The sequence below is a fragment of the Vibrio sp. SCSIO 43086 genome (assembly GCF_051132235.1).
GTDB lineage: Bacteria > Pseudomonadota > Gammaproteobacteria > Enterobacterales > Vibrionaceae > Vibrio > Vibrio diabolicus.
This window is the reverse complement of record NZ_CP072678.1, coordinates 595,419-612,837: the sequence shown is the minus strand read 5'-3', so window position 1 is coordinate 612,837 and position 17,419 is coordinate 595,419. Positions and strand designations below refer to the sequence as shown.

The 17,419-nt window shown below is 45.6% G+C and carries 15 protein-coding genes; 5 read left to right on the top strand and 10 right to left on the bottom strand.

The window, feature by feature from the left end; genetic code table 11:
• Window positions 1–18 precede the first annotated feature (18 nt).
• Window positions 19–1,311 carry a glycoside hydrolase family 18 protein gene (locus J8Z23_RS18875; protein ID WP_434635750.1) on the top strand — a complete coding sequence of 431 codons (1,293 nt, stop codon included), beginning with the start codon at window positions 19–21 and terminating at the stop codon, window positions 1,309–1,311.
• A 25-nt stretch (window positions 1,312–1,336) separates the two neighbouring features.
• On the opposite strand, the gene J8Z23_RS18870 is transcribed toward J8Z23_RS18875, so the two are convergent.
• From J8Z23_RS18870 to moeA, 7 genes are all read right to left on the bottom strand, one after another.
• Complete coding sequence (locus tag J8Z23_RS18870; RefSeq protein WP_434635749.1) at window positions 1,337–3,628, bottom strand: bifunctional diguanylate cyclase/phosphodiesterase; 2,292 nt, start codon at window positions 3,626–3,628, stop codon at window positions 1,337–1,339.
• Between the two features lie 21 nt (window positions 3,629–3,649).
• Window positions 3,650–4,480 (bottom strand): sulfurtransferase, encoded by an 831-nt coding sequence (locus J8Z23_RS18865; protein WP_258651154.1) that lies wholly within the window; start codon window positions 4,478–4,480, stop codon window positions 3,650–3,652.
• A gap of 39 nt (window positions 4,481–4,519) precedes the next feature.
• Window positions 4,520–4,816, bottom strand: a complete 297-nt coding sequence (locus J8Z23_RS18860; protein ID WP_005396101.1) for a hypothetical protein — start codon at window positions 4,814–4,816, stop codon at window positions 4,520–4,522.
• A 140-nt stretch (window positions 4,817–4,956) separates the two neighbouring features.
• Window positions 4,957–5,412, bottom strand: a complete 456-nt coding sequence (locus tag J8Z23_RS18855) for a hypothetical protein (protein WP_395203472.1) — start codon at window positions 5,410–5,412, stop codon at window positions 4,957–4,959.
• A 10-nt stretch (window positions 5,413–5,422) separates the two neighbouring features.
• Window positions 5,423–7,534 (bottom strand): LruC domain-containing protein, encoded by a 2,112-nt coding sequence (locus J8Z23_RS18850; protein ID WP_434635748.1) that lies wholly within the window; start codon window positions 7,532–7,534, stop codon window positions 5,423–5,425.
• 185 nt (window positions 7,535–7,719) lie between these two features.
• Window positions 7,720–8,469, bottom strand: a complete 750-nt coding sequence (gene moeB / locus J8Z23_RS18845) for a molybdopterin-synthase adenylyltransferase MoeB (RefSeq protein ID WP_006741129.1) — start codon at window positions 8,467–8,469, stop codon at window positions 7,720–7,722.
• Between the two features lie 9 nt (window positions 8,470–8,478).
• On the bottom strand, window positions 8,479–9,714 hold the full coding sequence (moeA, locus tag J8Z23_RS18840) for a molybdopterin molybdotransferase MoeA (RefSeq protein WP_395187583.1): 1,236 nt from the start codon (window positions 9,712–9,714) through the stop codon (window positions 8,479–8,481).
• A gap of 287 nt (window positions 9,715–10,001) precedes the next feature.
• Here moeA and folE point away from each other — a divergent pair, with 287 nt between their 5' ends.
• Both folE and J8Z23_RS18830 read left to right on the top strand, forming a co-directional pair.
• Window positions 10,002–10,655, top strand: coding sequence for a GTP cyclohydrolase I FolE (gene folE / locus J8Z23_RS18835; protein ID WP_006741127.1), 654 nt, complete (start codon window positions 10,002–10,004; stop codon window positions 10,653–10,655).
• A 275-nt stretch (window positions 10,656–10,930) separates the two neighbouring features.
• Entirely contained in the window at window positions 10,931–12,169 is a 1,239-nt protein-coding gene (locus J8Z23_RS18830; protein WP_006741126.1) for an NRAMP family divalent metal transporter, read from the top strand.
• A 47-nt stretch (window positions 12,170–12,216) separates the two neighbouring features.
• Here the strand turns inward: J8Z23_RS18830 and J8Z23_RS18825 are convergent, their stop codons facing one another.
• On the bottom strand, window positions 12,217–13,164 hold the full coding sequence (locus J8Z23_RS18825; RefSeq protein WP_434635747.1) for a TDT family transporter: 948 nt from the start codon (window positions 13,162–13,164) through the stop codon (window positions 12,217–12,219).
• 261 nt (window positions 13,165–13,425) lie between these two features.
• On the bottom strand, window positions 13,426–14,829 hold the full coding sequence (gene clcA, locus J8Z23_RS18820) for a H(+)/Cl(-) exchange transporter ClcA (protein WP_005396086.1): 1,404 nt from the start codon (window positions 14,827–14,829) through the stop codon (window positions 13,426–13,428).
• Window positions 14,830–15,320: 491 nt separating this feature from the next.
• Here clcA and J8Z23_RS18815 point away from each other — a divergent pair, with 491 nt between their 5' ends.
• The gene (locus J8Z23_RS18815; RefSeq protein ID WP_048624851.1) at window positions 15,321–15,899 is read left to right on the top strand and encodes a hypothetical protein; all 579 of its coding nucleotides are present in this window, start codon (window positions 15,321–15,323) and stop codon (window positions 15,897–15,899) included.
• On the opposite strand, the gene J8Z23_RS18810 is transcribed toward J8Z23_RS18815, so the two are convergent.
• Complete coding sequence (locus J8Z23_RS18810) at window positions 15,880–16,293, bottom strand: helix-turn-helix domain-containing protein (protein WP_005396084.1); 414 nt, start codon at window positions 16,291–16,293, stop codon at window positions 15,880–15,882. The genes J8Z23_RS18815 and J8Z23_RS18810 overlap by 20 nt on opposite strands.
• 95 nt (window positions 16,294–16,388) lie before the next feature.
• Here J8Z23_RS18810 and J8Z23_RS18805 point away from each other — a divergent pair, with 95 nt between their 5' ends.
• Window positions 16,389–17,297, top strand: a complete 909-nt coding sequence (locus J8Z23_RS18805; RefSeq protein WP_005396083.1) for an aldo/keto reductase — start codon at window positions 16,389–16,391, stop codon at window positions 17,295–17,297.
• Window positions 17,298–17,419: the final 122 nt, after the last annotated feature.

Here is a 17,419-nt window from a genome sequence, read left to right as displayed (position 1 = left end):
TCTACTCTGGAGAACATAATGAAAAAGACACTTCTTGCTGCACTGATTATGGGGCTAACTGGTGCGGCGCACGCCGAGCAAAAAGTCGTAGCAGGTTACTTTGCGGATTGGCAGTACGCTAATGCAGAAAACCCATACACGGTGAAAGATATTCCCGCCGATAAACTGACGCACGTGATTTACGCGTTTCTTAGTATGTGCGGTCCTCATACCGGTGCTTCTGAAACGGTACAAAAACTGGTTGCTGAACAATGTGAAGGAAAAGATCCGTATACGGCGATCATTGTCGATACCGAAGCAGCATTAGAAAAGGACTTTGGCGATGTCTCCGTTAACGTGCCATACAAAGGCCACTTCGCTCAACTTGCTGAAATGAAGAAACAACATCCTGATCTTAAAATTCTCCCTTCTTTTGGTGGTTGGACAATGTCCGAACCGTTCCATGCTATGGCGAAAAGCAAACAAGCGATGGATCAATTCTCAAAAACTGCCGTTAAGTTGATTGCTCAATATGATTTCTTTGATGGTATTGATCTGGATTGGGAATACCCAGGTGGTGGCGGTTTAACAACGTCGCCTTGGAACCCTGACACCAAGCTTTCTGATGAACAAAAAGCATCTGAGCGTGAGGCCTTTACCTATTTGGTAAAAACCATGCGTGCAGAGTTAGATGAACTCACAAATCAAACCAAACGTGAATACGAGCTCTCTACAGCGGTAGGCGTTGGTCCAAAAGCAGCAGGTATCGATTGGAAAGCCGCGGAGCCGTACCTAACTAACATGTTTGCAATGACGTATGACTTCCTTGGTGGTTGGGGGCAGCAAACCGGGCATACTACCAACTTGCATGCGACTGAGCGAAGCTGGTGGGGCATGGGCGCAGACGTGTTCATCAACCAGATGATCGAGCTCGGTATTCCAAGTGAGAAACTGGTGATTGGCGCTGCGTTTTACGGGCGTGGCTGGCAAGGCACCAAAGACTTCTCGGGTGGCTTACCAACGCAAGATCTTGTATCCGAGCAAGGAGCGCAGTTTGGTACGGGTGAGAACGGCTATTTCATGTTTTGGGATTTGGTGAAGAACTATGGAGCGGAGCAGGGCTACGAGTACAAGTATGATGAGCAATCTCAAGCGCCTTACTTGTGGCATCCTGTAAAGAAAGTCTTTATCTCTTACGAAGATCAACGCTCGATCAAAGCCAAAGCAAATTGGGCTAAACAGGCGAACTTAGGTGGCATTTTTACCTGGGAATTATCAGGCGACCCGAAAGGCGAGTTGGTGGAGGTGATGCACCAAGAAATGAATAAATAAAACCTTCTAAGCAAAGCGATCGTAGTTATTCAACTACGGTTTCTTTGCTTTGGTTCTGCTTCGTAAAAGCGATCAAGTCTTCAAGCGATAAAGGTTTAGAGTAGAAGTAGCCCTGAATCAAATCACAACCGCAAGCTTTTAACTCATTCAGTTGTTGCAGCGTCTCTACTCCTTCAGCTAGTACTTTCATTTCAAAGTTTTTGCCGATAGAAATGATATTCTTAACCATATTCAGCGCTTTTTTGTCATGCTCAATGTGATCGACAAAGCTCTTGTCAATCTTCACCTCGTCAATAGGTAGCGTACGCAACATGCTTAATGAAGAGTAGCCAGTCCCGAAATCATCGAGCGAGATTTTAAAGCCAAGAGCATGCAAGCGCTCGCAAATTGGTGCGAACTTTTCAAGATCTTCAATAAACAGGTTTTCGGTGATCTCTAGGGTAATCTTTGAACATTCGATGCCGCGTTTCTCAATAGCATTCATAAGATTAGTAATGAATTTGGCGTGAACAAACTGTTTGACCGAGATGTTAATAGACATCTGGATAGATGTATCAATATTACCAGTCAGTTTAGCCATATCTGTCAGGCTATTTTCAATGATTTGTTCACCAATACGAACCATCAACCCAGTGCTTTCTGCGACGGGAATAAACTCACTTGGTGGGACTAAGCCGAGCTCATCATCACTCCAACGAATAAGCGCTTCGACACCATAAATATCGCCTTCTAGGTTTAACTGAGGTTGATAAACCATATGAAGCGCTTGCTTATCTATCGCGAGCCTCAGGCGTTGCTCAATTTTCATTTTACGCAGGTGTGTAGCTTGCATCTGCTGATTGAACAGGCTGTATACGTTGCGTTGTTTTTTCGCTTGATACATCGCAATATCGGCTGACAGGAGCAGTTCATCTAATGTTTCACCATGGTGTGGATAGCAGGCAATACCAATACTGCAACTGAGCAGAAACTGACTGTCATTGACTTCGTAGGGTTCTGATAGCGCCTTTATTAAGTCGCTCGCTAGTCTTTTAACGCTTACTTCATCAATTCGATTTGTTAGAAAAATAAACTCGTCACTGGCTTCACGGATGATTAATCGGCCATCGTTAACAAAGGTGTTTAAGCGGATAGATATTTGTTTTAGAACTTCGTCGCCAAAGTCATGACCATGTGTGTCGTTGACTGATTTGAAATTATCAATATCGATAAACATCAAAGAAAAAGGATTCCCTTTCCCAGAAAGCCAGTGTCGAATGTTTGCGCGTAGGTACTCTCGGTTTGGTAATCCAGTGAGATGATCGTGGCTCGCTTGATAGAGCAAACGCAGTTTTGTTTTATGTTCATTGTTCGCAATGGAGCGAAATAAAGCGTAAAAAGCACCTTGGACGATAAGAAAAACAATCGAGTACAGTGCAAACTGTTCGTAAAATCCGCGCTTAATAAAATTCAAATCTGTCGAGGAAGAGGCCCAAAGATGATAATCAGGAAGGTATCTCAATGTGATTAACTCACTCAGGCGAGAATTGTCGACAACAATATTGAGCGCTCGTGTGAGCTCTTTTAGTTGCGCCATATCCCAGCCTGAATCTTTTGTGATTTGAGCCATAACGGCTTTTATATCTAAATCATTGGCAGGTTTTAGGTAATCTTCTAGGGTTGTATCTTCTGACGAGCTAAAAGTAAGGTAGCCATCACTGCGGATCAATGTGACCCGGTTGTGTTCATTGGCATGGATGTCGTTACGAAAAACCGAAGATGAATTCATATTAAAGCCAGCCGTCATCACTGCTTGTACAACACCATCTTTATTTGGAATTGCTTTTCGGATCGGAATCACAAGTGAATCTTGAGCTGGCATAAAATACGTTCGACCTATAATCATTCGGTCGGAGTTGAGTGCTGCCAAAAAGGTATCACGAGTCAGTGGATCTTGTTTTAGATTATGTAGTTTTGCCAAGATTAAGTTGGAGCTTACGGCGATGTAGTCTCCATCGGGGTTGGTTAGGCCGAATCCAATAATCGCCGGATGGATACTGAGCAGTTTGTCCAGCATCGGGCGAGTTTGAACTGCTGCTGTACGAGTAAAGTCATTTCTCTCGACCAACTGATGACCAATGACTTCAAGTAACGATTCTTGTCCTTTCAGAAGTGATTCGACAGAAGAGGCAAACAGCTCCAATTGTAGGAGCTGCTTATCTTTGTACTTATTCAGGGTTGACTCATAATGGTAGCGTCCAAACAACACGAACAGCACGGCGCTTATCGTAAGTAGCGCCATGTATAGTGTCCAAATGTTCTTCTTTAACCTGACCATGCCGCTTCGATAGCTCCTAGATTAGCGAGTAATGGGTAATGAGTGGTCTGCGCCCCATTCTGTCCATGACCCGTCATAGACCGATAAATCACGCCAACCTAACTGGTATGCTGCTAGCAGCAAAATACAGGCCGTTACACCTGAGCCACAACTGAAAATGATTGATTTATCATTATATAACGTTAGTGCACTAAATGCTTGTTTCAATTCCGAGTCTGCCTTTATAAAGCCATTACTCAACAATGTTTGGAAAGGGAGGCAAACAGAATTAGGAATATGACCAGAACGCAGTCCTTCTCTTGGCTCTGGTACCTCGCCTAAAAAACGTGCACGTGAGCGAGCGTCAACAATGTTTGCACTGCAATTGTTTGAGTACTCTAATATTGCATTTGCGTCCAAAAAAGCATGTTTATTTAATTTCCCGGTAAAGTTTCCAAGCTGCTTAGCTTCTGACAAGACATCCGTGACAGGCAGTCCAGCCTCAATCCAAGCCGGGAGGCCACCATTAAGCACTTTGACATTATCGTGTCCTATTGCCTTAAACATCCACCATGCGCGCGGAGAGGCGAGTGTTCCGGAGTTGTCATAAACAACAATAAGGTCTTCGTTGTTCAGGCCAAGTTTCTGAGCGCTGTGATTAAATCCTTCTTCTGTTGGCATCATATGAGGGAGATTGGTATCTGGCAGACAAAAGTCATTGTCGTAGTCGAAACGCAATGAGCCTGGAATCCACTTATTGGTGATCTTTTTCCCTTCGGAAGGAATTTGAAAACGAATACTCGCGTCTAGAAGTTTTACATTCGGTTGGTCTAATAAAGCATGAAGTTCTTTGGCATCGATCAATGCTTGCATGGTTAAATCCTTCTTATTTGGGAAGTCCGCACAGTAGCTTTACTCACAGCGAATGAATGAAAGGGATGAGTCAAAACTTGAGCGGGATGCTTGGTGGAACAACGCAATAGAGCCCACTGGACAAGATGCGGACACTGGAACCGTCACTCGTTGTTGCTCTATCTCAGGTGAATTAATAGTGAGGTACCGACGTTGACCATCAAGGGACTGAGTTAAAGTGTTGCTAATGACGGTGGCTGAAACCGTGTTTTCATCCGTTTGCTTAATGAGCAACAAGAGCACAAGTAGGGCAATGAAACCGCTGAAGACCAACATATAGGTTTTGGGATTATCCAATTTGCGCTCCATTGCTATTGTTTCAAGTAATCATTTTGTTTTACAACAAAAAAATCGCATGTTCAAAGAACGATGCGATTTTGTCTTAAAACCTGTGGCTTGCGCCAGTCCCGAGTATCAATGCTCACCAATAGAGCATCTTACATGCGCCATGTCGTATTTCCGGTTGAGACGACTTTTTGAAGAGGTTCTGAGCCATCGTAGAACCAAATTTCGACTAACAGGTTATCTTGGCTGTCCGAGGTGGAGAAGTCTAAGTTAGCTTTCCCACTCGTCAGCGCAGCAGAAGCAATATTGCTCGAATATTTCGCTTGGTAGGTTCCAGACGCATCTTCACGGTACTCCTTATAAATGCTCAGATGTGCGCGCTGTAAAGAGTAACCACTAATATCTACCGCAAGTGAGCTTTCTAACCTTGGGTCATAATCGAACCCATCTGGTACGTCTAAATTTTGCATGCTTGGCTCTTCAACAATAACGGTAGTTTGAGCTGGAGGTGGAGTAGCGCTATCGTTGCTTTTGTCTCCACCGCCGCCACCGCCACCGCCGCAGGCTGTTAACGCTAATCCCATGATGATTGTGATTAAGTTTTTCATGATGCTTCTCCTATGGAATGTAACGTTTGTTTGCTTTAGGTTGGGTATGCCAGTTTGCTCCTTCTCGCCCACCAGACTCGGCGTAGGTGGCAAACTCTGGGTAAGCGTCAACTAAGTCAACTTTCTCTAGCGGCCAATTCCACTCTTCGACGATAAGCAATGCCCAAGGGAGGTTGTTCGCTGTTTTGAAGTACACGCCTCGAGCCGGGTCACTTGCGTCTACGCCCACGCCATATAGGTTTGCGTCATCAAACTGCTCAGTTGGTGCTTGGTCTGGCAAATGTACTTCCCATTTTCTACCTGGTTGAAAGGTGATGCCATCGCCGTGATATGTATTGGGGGTGGCAAAGATAAATGGGTCATAAGGCATGGCCTGTAGCGCTGAGCGGTCGGAGCCTTCCTTAAAGTAGATGGTCAGTGTGAAAGACAACGCGACGTTATCATTGCAACCCGTTTGGGTTCTAAAATACGCACATTGACTTTGCGCATACTGACTGAGGTCGTCACTGATAATGAAGATGGCTTCTTCTGATACCGCTTCTAGACCGTTGGTCGGTTGTTCTTTGCCATTAAACGTTAGCTTTGTTAAGCCGTTTTCAATGCTTGCTTTCGAAACGCCAGGTAGACGAATAGCAAAGCCATTTTTATAGCCAGCCCCATAGGCGGCCAGATCTCCGCTAATTTGGATATTTTCCACCGTGCCGTCCATACGTGTTTCAGTCATACGGAACTTAATGACTACGTCATTCATGTCGTAGTCAGCGGTGTAAGGCCAGTTGTCTTCATACGCGACCGTTGCGTAGGAATCGGCACTTGGGAAGTGCTGTACGGATACGCCGTTTTCAGTGATTGTGATTGGGTAATCTTCTACTTCACCTGATGTTGATCCGCCATCGAAGTTCAGACCAGTTTGTTGGCTAAAGCGGAATCGGCTCCAGCTAGGGCCTGCGGTTGCCAGTTCAGAGACGACAAATGGAAGCGTATTGCTGCCTGCAGAGAGTAACTCATCGGTGAATACTTGCTCACCTTCGTCAGCAAAGTCACCATCTCGGTTCCAGTCAAACCAAGCTGACAAGTAGCCGGATGTCGATGCAGTTACGCTCACTAGTGAACTTAACCCTAGGTCGAGTGCGGTAACAAAGCCGACGCCATCTTCATCTGCTGTACCAACTTTGTTATCTCCAGACGGAGCCACTTGTCCATCGGCATCACCATCTGGCGCAATTGTGCCAAGCCAAGTTACACCATCAACAGCGTGGCGTGGTCCGTTAGAAGAGAGCAAGGTAGCGTAAGTGTCAGGTGCGTCACCAAAGTCAATTGGCTCGTCTTCGTCAATAACAGGAGCGTTCGCGCATCGGGCACCGTCATTTTGGCTGGAACTTGGACCGTTAGACACAAACTCTACAGCAGGAACAATGCCCGCAGCGATATTGGCGGCGTTATTTTCTGATAAGTCGACGCGATAAATTTTGCCGTCCTGGTTACGCGATACGTAGTAGTTTCCGTTTACATCAAAGTAGCCTGCACCAAAGGTACCCGTTTCCCCTGTATTGCCGATCGCGGTTGCTTGGCCTGTTTTTGTATCGAATTTATACAATACGCCAGACCCATTATCGATACCATAGAGCGCACCGTCGCCAGGGTGGAACGCAAAATCGGTTAAACTCACGCTTGCATTTGATGTGATTTTATTCAGGATTAAGGTAGCATTTGGGTCCGTATCTAACGGCGACAGATCAATGGAAAACAGCCCTTTACCTTTGCGATACAAGTAGTATACGTGGTTGTACACGTCGCCGACAAAAAACGTATGGCTAGGAAGCCCTTGTACGTTGAGAGTTTCTGCTTGAAAGTCCTGGCCTAAACGTACGATTTTCAAGTTGGTTGTATCGTAACCATAGATGTATCGATCAGTGAAGTTGAAACCGACGCCGTTAATACCAGATGCTAAGCCCACATCGTCGGTCAGTAACTTGGTTGATCCGGTAACCAGATTAACGCCGTAAACTTGCACTGGGGTCGATTGGAATAAATATGCTTTGCTCGGACAAGTGTCGAATGGCGCTGCGCTTACGTATGCGCTTGCGAACAGAGATCCAAGTAATAGTGATGTCCTTTTCATGATTCGCCCTCTCATTGGTTTGTATGATATGCAATGAAAGGAATGTGCCAGTTTTTAACTTACTGTTTATAATGAATTTTATGTCGGTAAGTTATTTGGTTCGAAATATGAATCTCAGAATAAGAAAAAGCTCAACGTTACGTTGAGCTTTTTGAGAATCTTCATTGATAAGCTGACAGCGTTACTTAGCCACAAACAGGGCAGGTCGGCATTTTCATCAAATTCATTTCCCGCCAAGACATGCTAAACGCATCGAGAATGAGGATCTTCCCTTTTTTGGGTTGGCCGTAATTTGCAATCACCTTGATGGTTTCCATCGCTTGTACAGCGCCAACAATACCCACAACAGGCGCCATTACGCCAGCTTCAACGCAACTTAATGCACTGCTGCCGAATAGCGCGCTCAAACACTGATAGCACGGTTGAGTTGGGTCGTCGTACGTAAACACACTCACTTGGCCTTCCATACGAATGGCTGCACCAGAAATAAGCGGTGTTTTTGTTGCAAAGCAGAGTCGGTTGAGTTGATTGCGAGTGTCGACGTTATCTGAAGCATCGACCACCACAGTGTGTTGTTCAATCAAAGCCTGAAGCTGAATGTCGTCAAGGCGTTTAGCAACGGTATTTACTTCGATATGAGGATTAAGTTCCCGCAACGCATCCGCCGCGGAGTCAACCTTTTTACGGCCAATATCGGCGTCGTGGTGCAATACTTGGCGTTGTAAATTGGAGAGTTCAACAATATCGTCATCGATAAACGTAATATTGCCAACACCAGCCGTGGCAAGGTATTGGCTAGAAGCGCAACCCAAACCGCCAGCACCCAAAATAAGCACCGAGCTTTGTTTGAGTGCTTCTTGCCCTTCGAAATCGAACTGACGAAGAATGATCTGGCGGTTATAGCGCAGCATCTCCTGATCGGAAAGAATATCCACGGTACGTTCCTAGTATAACGTTGAGTTAAACAGTTGGATTTGAACCGTTTCGCCAACTTCCACACGGCCACGCTCACGTTCCAACACAACAAAGCAGTTTGCCAAACTCATTGAGCGGAAGGCTCCTGAACTTTGGTTGCCAGTGGTTTCAACGACAAATTTACCGTTTTCCAGAGTATAGATACCGCGTTGGTAGTCTGTACGTCCCGGCGCTTTCTTAAATGCGGTTTTAGTCGTAGCAGGGATAGACTCAGGCGCTTTCCATTCAGTGTGGCCAGCCAATTTAGCCAACATTGGTTGAACAAGTACGTACATGGTTAGCACTGCAGATACAGGGTTACCTGGTAGCCCACAGAACCAAGCAGTACTTAACTTGCCAAATGCGAAAGGTTTACCCGGCTTGATTGCCAGTTTCCAGAAACCGATTTCGCCAAGTTCTTCAAGAATGTCTTTAGTGTAATCTGCTTCACCAACGCTGACGCCGCCAGACGTTACAACTACATCCGCGAGAGTTTGTGCTTTTTCGAATGTTGCTTTTAGTGTTTCTGGGCAGTCAGGGATAATGCCAAGATCAATCGCTTCACAGCCAAAGTTTTCGATTAGCGGCTTAATACCGTAACGATTACTGTCGTAGATTTGACCCGCCTTGAGTGGCTCACCTAATGGTTTAAGTTCATCACCTGTGGAGAAAAATGCCACCTTTGGCTTACGCACGACGGTGACATGGCTGACACCAAGAGAGGCAATCATTGGAATATCGCGCGGTGTCAGGCGCGCGCCTTTTGCCAATACAATATCGCCTTGCTTGATGTCGTCACCCGTAGGGCGGATGTTATTTTGCGGCTTCACATCCGTTTGGTTGAACTGAATACCAGCGTCGGTCACTTCCGTATTTTCTTGCATGATAACGGCATCACAGCCTTCCGGAATTTTCGCGCCAGTCATGATTCGAACACAAGTGCCTGCCGGCCATTCACCCTTAAAAGGCTGACCTGCGAAGGATTTACCTGCCAGAGGCAACACTGTAGACACTTCTAGGTCTTGAATACGAATGGCATAACCGTCCATTGCTGAATTGTCGAAAGGGGGCACGTGAATTGGTGATAAAATATCTTCAGCCAGCACAAAACCCAGAGCGTCAGCAAGAGGAAGAGAAAGTGTCGTTTGGATAGGTTTGATTCGCGATAGCATCTTATCCATCGCTTCTTCAATTGGCATCAAGCCAGGTGCGTCGCAGCAGCCCATTGAGATAATCCTATGTTCTTTTGTTTTGTGGCAACTCTACCATAAAAGAGGACTGAGTAAGAATGTCCACCTATAAAATATGGGTGTAATTATTCAAAAATCCGAGTATCCTTGTCACCCATCCGAAAGGGGTAAAGTTCCTACGGAGCATGAGAAAATAGCTCAGTGTATTCTTGTTATGTGCCTTGGCGTTATAAACATCGGACTGAGCAACTTTAACGCTACGGGATGAAAACACGGCAATTGTATTTCACACCGAGAGTGGTAGTTACAAAAGAGGAAGTGGAATGTCAGGTCTTAGCGAGTCAGCAAAGTTAGTGAAAGAAGCGCTAGAGCAACGCGGGTTAGAAACACCAATGCGCCCTAATGCCGTTAGCCGTGAAGAGAAGAAGGAAAAGATTGAATACCACATGCGTGAGATTCTTGGTCTGCTTCAGCTCGACCTTACGGATGATAGCTTAGAGGAAACGCCACACCGTATTGCAAAAATGTACGTGGACGAGATTTTCTCTGGTTTGGATTACTCCAACTTCCCCAAGATCACAGTTATCGAAAACAAGATGAACGTGAGCGAAATGGTTCGCGTGAAAGACATTACTGTGACCAGTACGTGCGAACACCATCTTGTGACAATCGACGGAAAAGCCGCTGTTGCTTATATTCCTCGCGGTAAGATCATTGGCCTGTCTAAGATCAACCGTATTGTTCGTTTCTTTGCGCAACGCCCTCAAGTTCAAGAGCGTATGACCCAGCAAATCCTTGTTGCTTTGCAAACATTGCTTGAGTCTGACGATGTAGCGGTGACTATCGACGCGACGCATTACTGTGTGAAATCACGCGGTGTGATGGATGCCACCAGTGAAACCACGACTACAGCGTTAGGTGGTATTTTTAAGAGCAACCCAGCGACCCGTGCTGAATTTCTGCATGGCCTGCGTTAATCAAATCGACAAATAAAATTGAGAGAGGATGGCGAGTTGCCATCCTTTTTTATATCTTTTATATCCAAATCATAGTCAAGTGAGTCGCAATAAATAGTAATTATGCAATTGTGTATTGACAGTCACATTCGTTGCTCTTAATATATGCGCCCAATGAACGACTACAACTTGTAATCGTTTGTTTTAAAAAGAGATATTTCTCTAAGTTCAGCTGATCTCGGTCAGTTGTCTTTCTTTTTTCTAATAATAGAAAGACAACAAATTTGGGACTCGGCATGACTACACAAAGCACTATCAGCACCTCCTCTATTTCAGCTCCAGTTACAGAAAGCAGTTGGCAAAAGAAAGCCATGCTCAGTGTCGCTTTTTTGATGGCGACAACCTCTGTGGGTCCCGGCTTTTTAACTCAAACCGCAGTCTTCACAAATATCTACAAAGTCGACATGGCATTTCCAGTTTTGGCTTCCATTTTTATCACGTTTGGTATTGTGATGAACTTGTGGCGTATTGTCGGCGTTTCTGGCATGCGAATCCAAGACATTGCGAACAAAGTGGCACCCGGCATGGGTTATGGTGTTGGTATTCTCCTTGCGCTTGGTGCAGTGGCGTTTAACTTTGGCAACGTGAGTGGCGCAGCGTTAGGCATCAATGTGCTAACGGGCGTGGACACAACATGGGGCGCACTGTTTACCGGTGTCGTTGGCTGTTTGTTGTTTGTGGTTCATAACGCCTCCAAACGAATGGACCAAATGGCCCGCTACCTTGGCTTGTTCATGATCGTTCTGATCGCATACGTGGCTATGACGAGCTTACCTCCGATGGGAGAGACACTAAGTGCAGCGGTGATGCCTATGGATGTTGGTAGTTTGCTTCTGCCTACGTTGACTATCGTTGGCGGTGCAGTTGGCGGTTACTACACGGGTGCACAACGCCTAGTAGACATCGGCTTGAAAGGCAAAGAGAACGTGCCTTCCATCACCTCAACAGCGTGGGCTGGTATTTCTATTGCGGTGGTTATTCGAATCCTACTGTTTTTGGCGGTGTTTGGCGTTATCGCGACAGGCGCAACGCTGGATACGGCTAACCCTGCGGCGGATGCTTTCCGTCAAGGTGCGGGCCAACTCGGTTACTTCATCTTTGGCTTAGTACTGTTTGTAGCTTCCATCACGTCTGTGGTTGGCAACTCTTACATGGCCATATCATTAATTAAGACGCTTTTCCCAGTTGTGGCGCGAAACGAGAAAGCTTGGTGTGTTGGTTTCATTATCCTAACCTCGCTAGGCACGGTAACCATGGACATGCCAATTCTTCTTTTGATGCTAGCGGGCCTAGTGAACAGCATTATTCTTCCTATTGTTTTGGGCACTGTATTGGTTGCGACAAAACGCAAAGATATTGTCGGTGACTACCAACACCCAATGTACTTAACGCTAACTGGAGCAGCGATTGTTATCGTAATGGCAGCATCGAGTTTGACTAACATTGGGAACTTCATGGCGAAGTTTGCGGGTTGATGTCTTATTGATAGAGATAAACAGCGGCCTCAGATGAGGCCGTTTTTTTATGCTTGTTTAGAGGACGACTTAACGATTTCTGGCCAATACATTTTGATGTAACCTGCCGACACCCAAACCACCAACACAGTCGCAATGCTGAGCTCTAAAAAGCCAAAATCGTGTAGCCAGTGCCAATGTGGGTGCGATTCGGCAAAAAAGGAGGTTAAGCGGTGCATCGCAATGGCACTGATCACGGAAGGAAAGGTTACCGCCGCGATAGAAGGTTGAAACTTCAATCGAAGTAAGCGGAAGTAACACAGGTAGATCAATAACGTCATTGTGATAGCAATCCCTGCTAATGCGCCCGTCAGTATCGGATCGGGAAGGGGAAAGTTCACCAAGTATGCCGCCAATGACAAGTTTACCGGTGCGGCCATAATTGCGAGGGTCGGCCTGGCTCGTCTCGGCAGAGATCCGAAAAACACCAAACGATAGAGCACCAGCGGTAACATAAAGAAATAAATGCCAATGCACATCATCGCTAAGGTTTCAGAGAATAGGTTGTGACCCAATTGGGAGCCTGCTAATGAGCTGCTGATCAGTCCCACTGGATAGAGAAACCAACTAGGTACGATATTCGACATTTTGAAGTTCATTAGCTGAAAGCTAAAAAACAGTACCATCATAGTAAAATGCAGCAAAAGTGCCATAAACCAGAGTGGATAAGCAATGATTGGCGCTATAGAAGCAAGATAATCTGCAAGGATCAGTAACGCCATACTCATGGGTGCCATTAAGCTACCGCTCAATGGGTGACGAATGTCGACCATAAATAATCGTGGATTCGTGGCATATTTTATCAGCACTGGGGCGAGTAAAAGCGCGCCGAGTGACGCTAAAAATGGGCGTATTGGTTCACCAATTTCAGGGACATAGAGTGCCCAAGCTTGTCCTAAACCTATCATACCTAGCGCTAACGCGGCTTGAGACGGCGGAACGCTATAAAACTGCACAAGTCTTCTCCAGTTCAAATCTACTCCATTTGATTTTTTCCTGAATGAAACGAAACGTGATGATTTGGATGAAATGCTCTATTTGAGTAGCGAATACTAGCAAGTTTAGAGAGTGCTTACTCATGAAAGGTGATGAGGAAATATCAGAGAATGGTATTTTTGTGAGTTTGGTATCGAATATTTGGGAAAGGATGTAAAAATGTAGAGTTTATCGCTCCAAACCCTTCGATAGTTTGGAGCGAAATAATAACAAAGCGAGAATTATGTCGATTGGTTTTCAGGAAGATCCTGCTGACGTAACTTATCGTTTTTGATTGTACGATGTAGCAACTGGCTGTAAATCGGTTGTCCGCCAAACAACTGAGCAATAATCACGGCACCTAAACAAGTAATGATAAGTGGTAGAATTAAGTAGTAGTTATTGGTCATTTCAATCACCAACAAAATGCCCGTGATCGGTGCGCGTACCGTTGCAGCAAACAGGGCCCCCATGCCCGCAATAGCAAATACGCCAGGTTCGATATCAAGCGTAGGAAGCAATACATCAGCACTCGCTCCGAATGCATAGCCAAACAAGGTCCCCAGAGCAAGCATCGGTGCAAAGATACCGCCCGGCGCACCAGAGCCAAAGCATAGCAACGTCGTGATGACGCGACCAAAGAAAAGCAGAACTAAAACGGATACCGAGTAGTTGCCGTTGGTAATATCAGGAATAAGGCCGATGCCACCGCCAGTTAGCTGCGGCACGTATAAGAGAAGCAGACCAAAAATGCCACCAAGTAGTGAACCCACAATTAAATAGCGTTTACGATCGTTTTTGTGAATTGCGACAAAACTGTCTTGTGCCACGGTAATCAATTTATTGAAGATCACTCCGAATACGCCAAACAATGCGCCAAGCAATAAAAACAACCAAAGTGACTGAAGCTCTGGAGAGTGATATTGCGGCATTGTGATGACAGCGTCTTGCCCGTTGATGGCGCGAAACACAATGTTGGCCATAATAGCAGAGATGATCACCGCGCGAATTGAGATCAGAGAATAGCGAAATTGAGGTCGCATTTCCTCCACAACGAACATAATGCCTGCGAGTGGGGCATTAAAGGCGGCAGCCAAACCACCAGCGGCACCTGAAGCGAGTAGGGAATGACGAGTATCGTCATCTTTCACACGGAAAATATCGGTCACCATTCGACCAACTGCGCCGCCCATTTGAACTGTCGGACCTTCGCGACCAAGTACCATACCGGAGCCAAGTGCTCCCATGCCGCCGAAGAATTTAACAGGTAGAACTCGCCACCAGCGCACTGGACGAATGTTGTCCATCGCGCCTTCTATTTCTGGGATGCCTGATCCCGCAGCCTCTGGAGCAAAGCGGTGAACAAGAAAGTAACCAACAAAAGCAAGCAGAGCACTGATCAGTACAGCAGCAAGCCAAAGAGGAAGTACGCTACCGATTTCGCTTCTTAGCCATTCGGTACGAGTTTCAGAAACAAAATGAACCGCAAGTTCGAAGTAAGTGCCGACAAAACCAGCTAGTGTGCCAACGATTGCGGCCATAATCAGGACAGAAAATGGTGTGGACCCTCGAGAGACAAACTGGTTAATCGCATCTTTGGGTACGTGCGCTAACACAGATTTCACAATTCTCTCTCGTTTGGTCATTAACAAGTTCTCCTGTTGCTGGTGGAAGGGACGCGAGAAAGTATACGCTTCGCAGAGTCTAGACCTAATCAATAAAGATGCAATTTAGCTTTTCACTATTGAGTGTTCGAAGTGTCGCGATGTCATTCATTCACCAAGACTGTGCTATTGCTCTCATAATTTGGGATAAAAAACTTGTTTTTTGAGCAAAATGAACCATGCTTTAGGTGTAAAGCAACATGACTGCTTCAGAAGGAGGGATGTGAGGTTTTACACACAATTTGGATGGATTCAAACCCTACGGTAAGTCCTCGTTTTATGTTCGGGATGCATCAATAGACATCTTCGATTCGCACACTCACGATTGAGTAACGAGGTAGAGGCGCACGCAAATGTGCGCCTTCTTAATTTCTGCTCTACAACTTTCCGCACTACCTGCCACTATTTTTATCTTGAACAATTTCTACTAGTCGGTAATGTCTGGGGTCGATGTTAATCAACCAGAGTAATTCATGCGCTTTTATCCTCGAGTCCTGTTTTCTTTATGTTGTTTTTCGGTAACGTTTCCAGCATTTTCGACGCCGAGTTGGTGGCAGGACACGTTGTCTTCAATGCCGTACTCCAATTTAAAAGAGCGTATAGAGACAAGGGGAAGCTGGTATCGCTGTGACGTGCAGCAGCAAGATGTTTCAACGTATATCAGCACATTTTGTTTGGACGATTTTTCGTACTATCAGCAGCATCTGTATGGTGAAGTTGTTTTGGGAAAGGACAGTGCTCAGTTCTCTTTTTTGACCGAATATCAATGGCAAAGTCTCAATGACTTAATCCTCAATTTAAGAAAAGACGGGTTGGTTTTACGTAGTATAACTATCGGACAAGAGCACTATGACGTCGTTGAAGCGCTGGAAAAGAAATCTTCTGAGCTTGTCGATAAAGAAGTTATCTTGTTGATAAACCGCTATCCGCAAGAAACGATTCGAAGCTTATTTTGGGTAAAACCGGACGAGTTTTCGTCGCCATCACCGTCTTTAAATGTGGAATTGCACAGCGATGGCGAAATTATTGATGTTAAAGTGACTCGTTTTTAGATTCTTTATGGAGAGATAGGAAGGTCGCCATCGCAGACTCGTCCAAAAATCCATCCGATTTTTTGTGCGCACGCAGGTATTGATAGCCAGCGATGAGCTTACGGTGCTGTTCTTCTGCCTCATCTGGCAACGGCTGATTCATAACGTGTTGAAATGCAAGTTTGTACGCATCCATATCTACGACTTCAGCGCGGCGATATAAATAACCACATCCGGTCGCTAACCATTCAAGAGAGCAGTTGGCTCGCATCGCAATTTGATTTGCTTTCGTTAGGCTCGGTTCACTGCCTTTTAAATATTTGCGTATTAAAGCTTCAGACACATCAACGCGTCGTGCAAATCCGCTGATGCTTTCTTCTCCGATCAAGGTGGCTAGGCGTTGGGCAAAAGACATATTTCGTACTCCAGTTCGAATTGCCAAAGTTTACCCGTTGAGCCGATGTGAAAACAAGACTACGATGAATGCAGATCAATTGAAGGAGAAAAACCATGGTTGCAAAAGTTGTGACTGCACCAAAAGGCCCTGAGTTCTCAGAGCTGGTCCAAGGATATTGGCGTGCAGTTGATTGGGGCATGACTGCTCAAGAGCGTTTGTCATTCCTCAAGCAACATATTGAGTTAGGCATTACCACGGTCGATCACGCAGACATATACGGTAATTACGAGTGTGAGAAATTGTTTGGTGAAGCACTTGCTCTCGATAAGAGCGTGCGAGAGCAGATTCAGATCGTCACAAAGTGTGATATCAACCTGTGCGGAGATAAAACACCAGAGCGTAAGATCAATCACTACGATACAAGTTCCGCTCACATCTACCAATCGGTGAATAACTCGCTTGAGCGTTTGAATGTGGACGAAATCGATGTGCTTTTAATCCATCGCCCTGACGTGTTAATGGATGCCGATGAAGTGGCTGAAGCGTTCTCAGAGCTACACAAAGTGGGTAAAGTGAAGCACTTTGGTGTATCTAACTTTACTCCACGTCAGTTTGAGCTGTTGCAATCTCGTTTAGGTAAGCCTCTTGTGACTAACCAAGTGGAAATCAATCCGCTTCATTTTGAGGTTGCACATGATGGAACGCTTGATCAAATGCAAATGTTGCGTACGCGCCCAATGGCTTGGTCTTGCCTCGGTGGTGGCTCCATCTTCAGTGGTGACAGTGAGCAAGCCGTTCGTGTTCGCAACGAATTAGAAGCGATTCGAGAAGAGGTGGGCGCGACTAGCATTGACCAAGTGATTTACGCTTGGGTACGCCGTTTGCCATCTAACCCAATTCCAATCATTGGCTCTGGTAAGATTGAGCGTGTGCAAACGGCAGTAAATGCGCTGAATATCGAATTGACTCGTGAGCAATGGTATCGCGTATGGGTGGCTTCTAAAGGTCACGGTGTGCCATAGAAGTGACACTTTATTGATGAATACATTATTCAAGGCACCCTATGAAAGGGTGCTTTTTTATTGCTACGCGATACCGATTTACCCAGTACTCATACTGAGCGGATAGAGTGGAAGTAAAAACG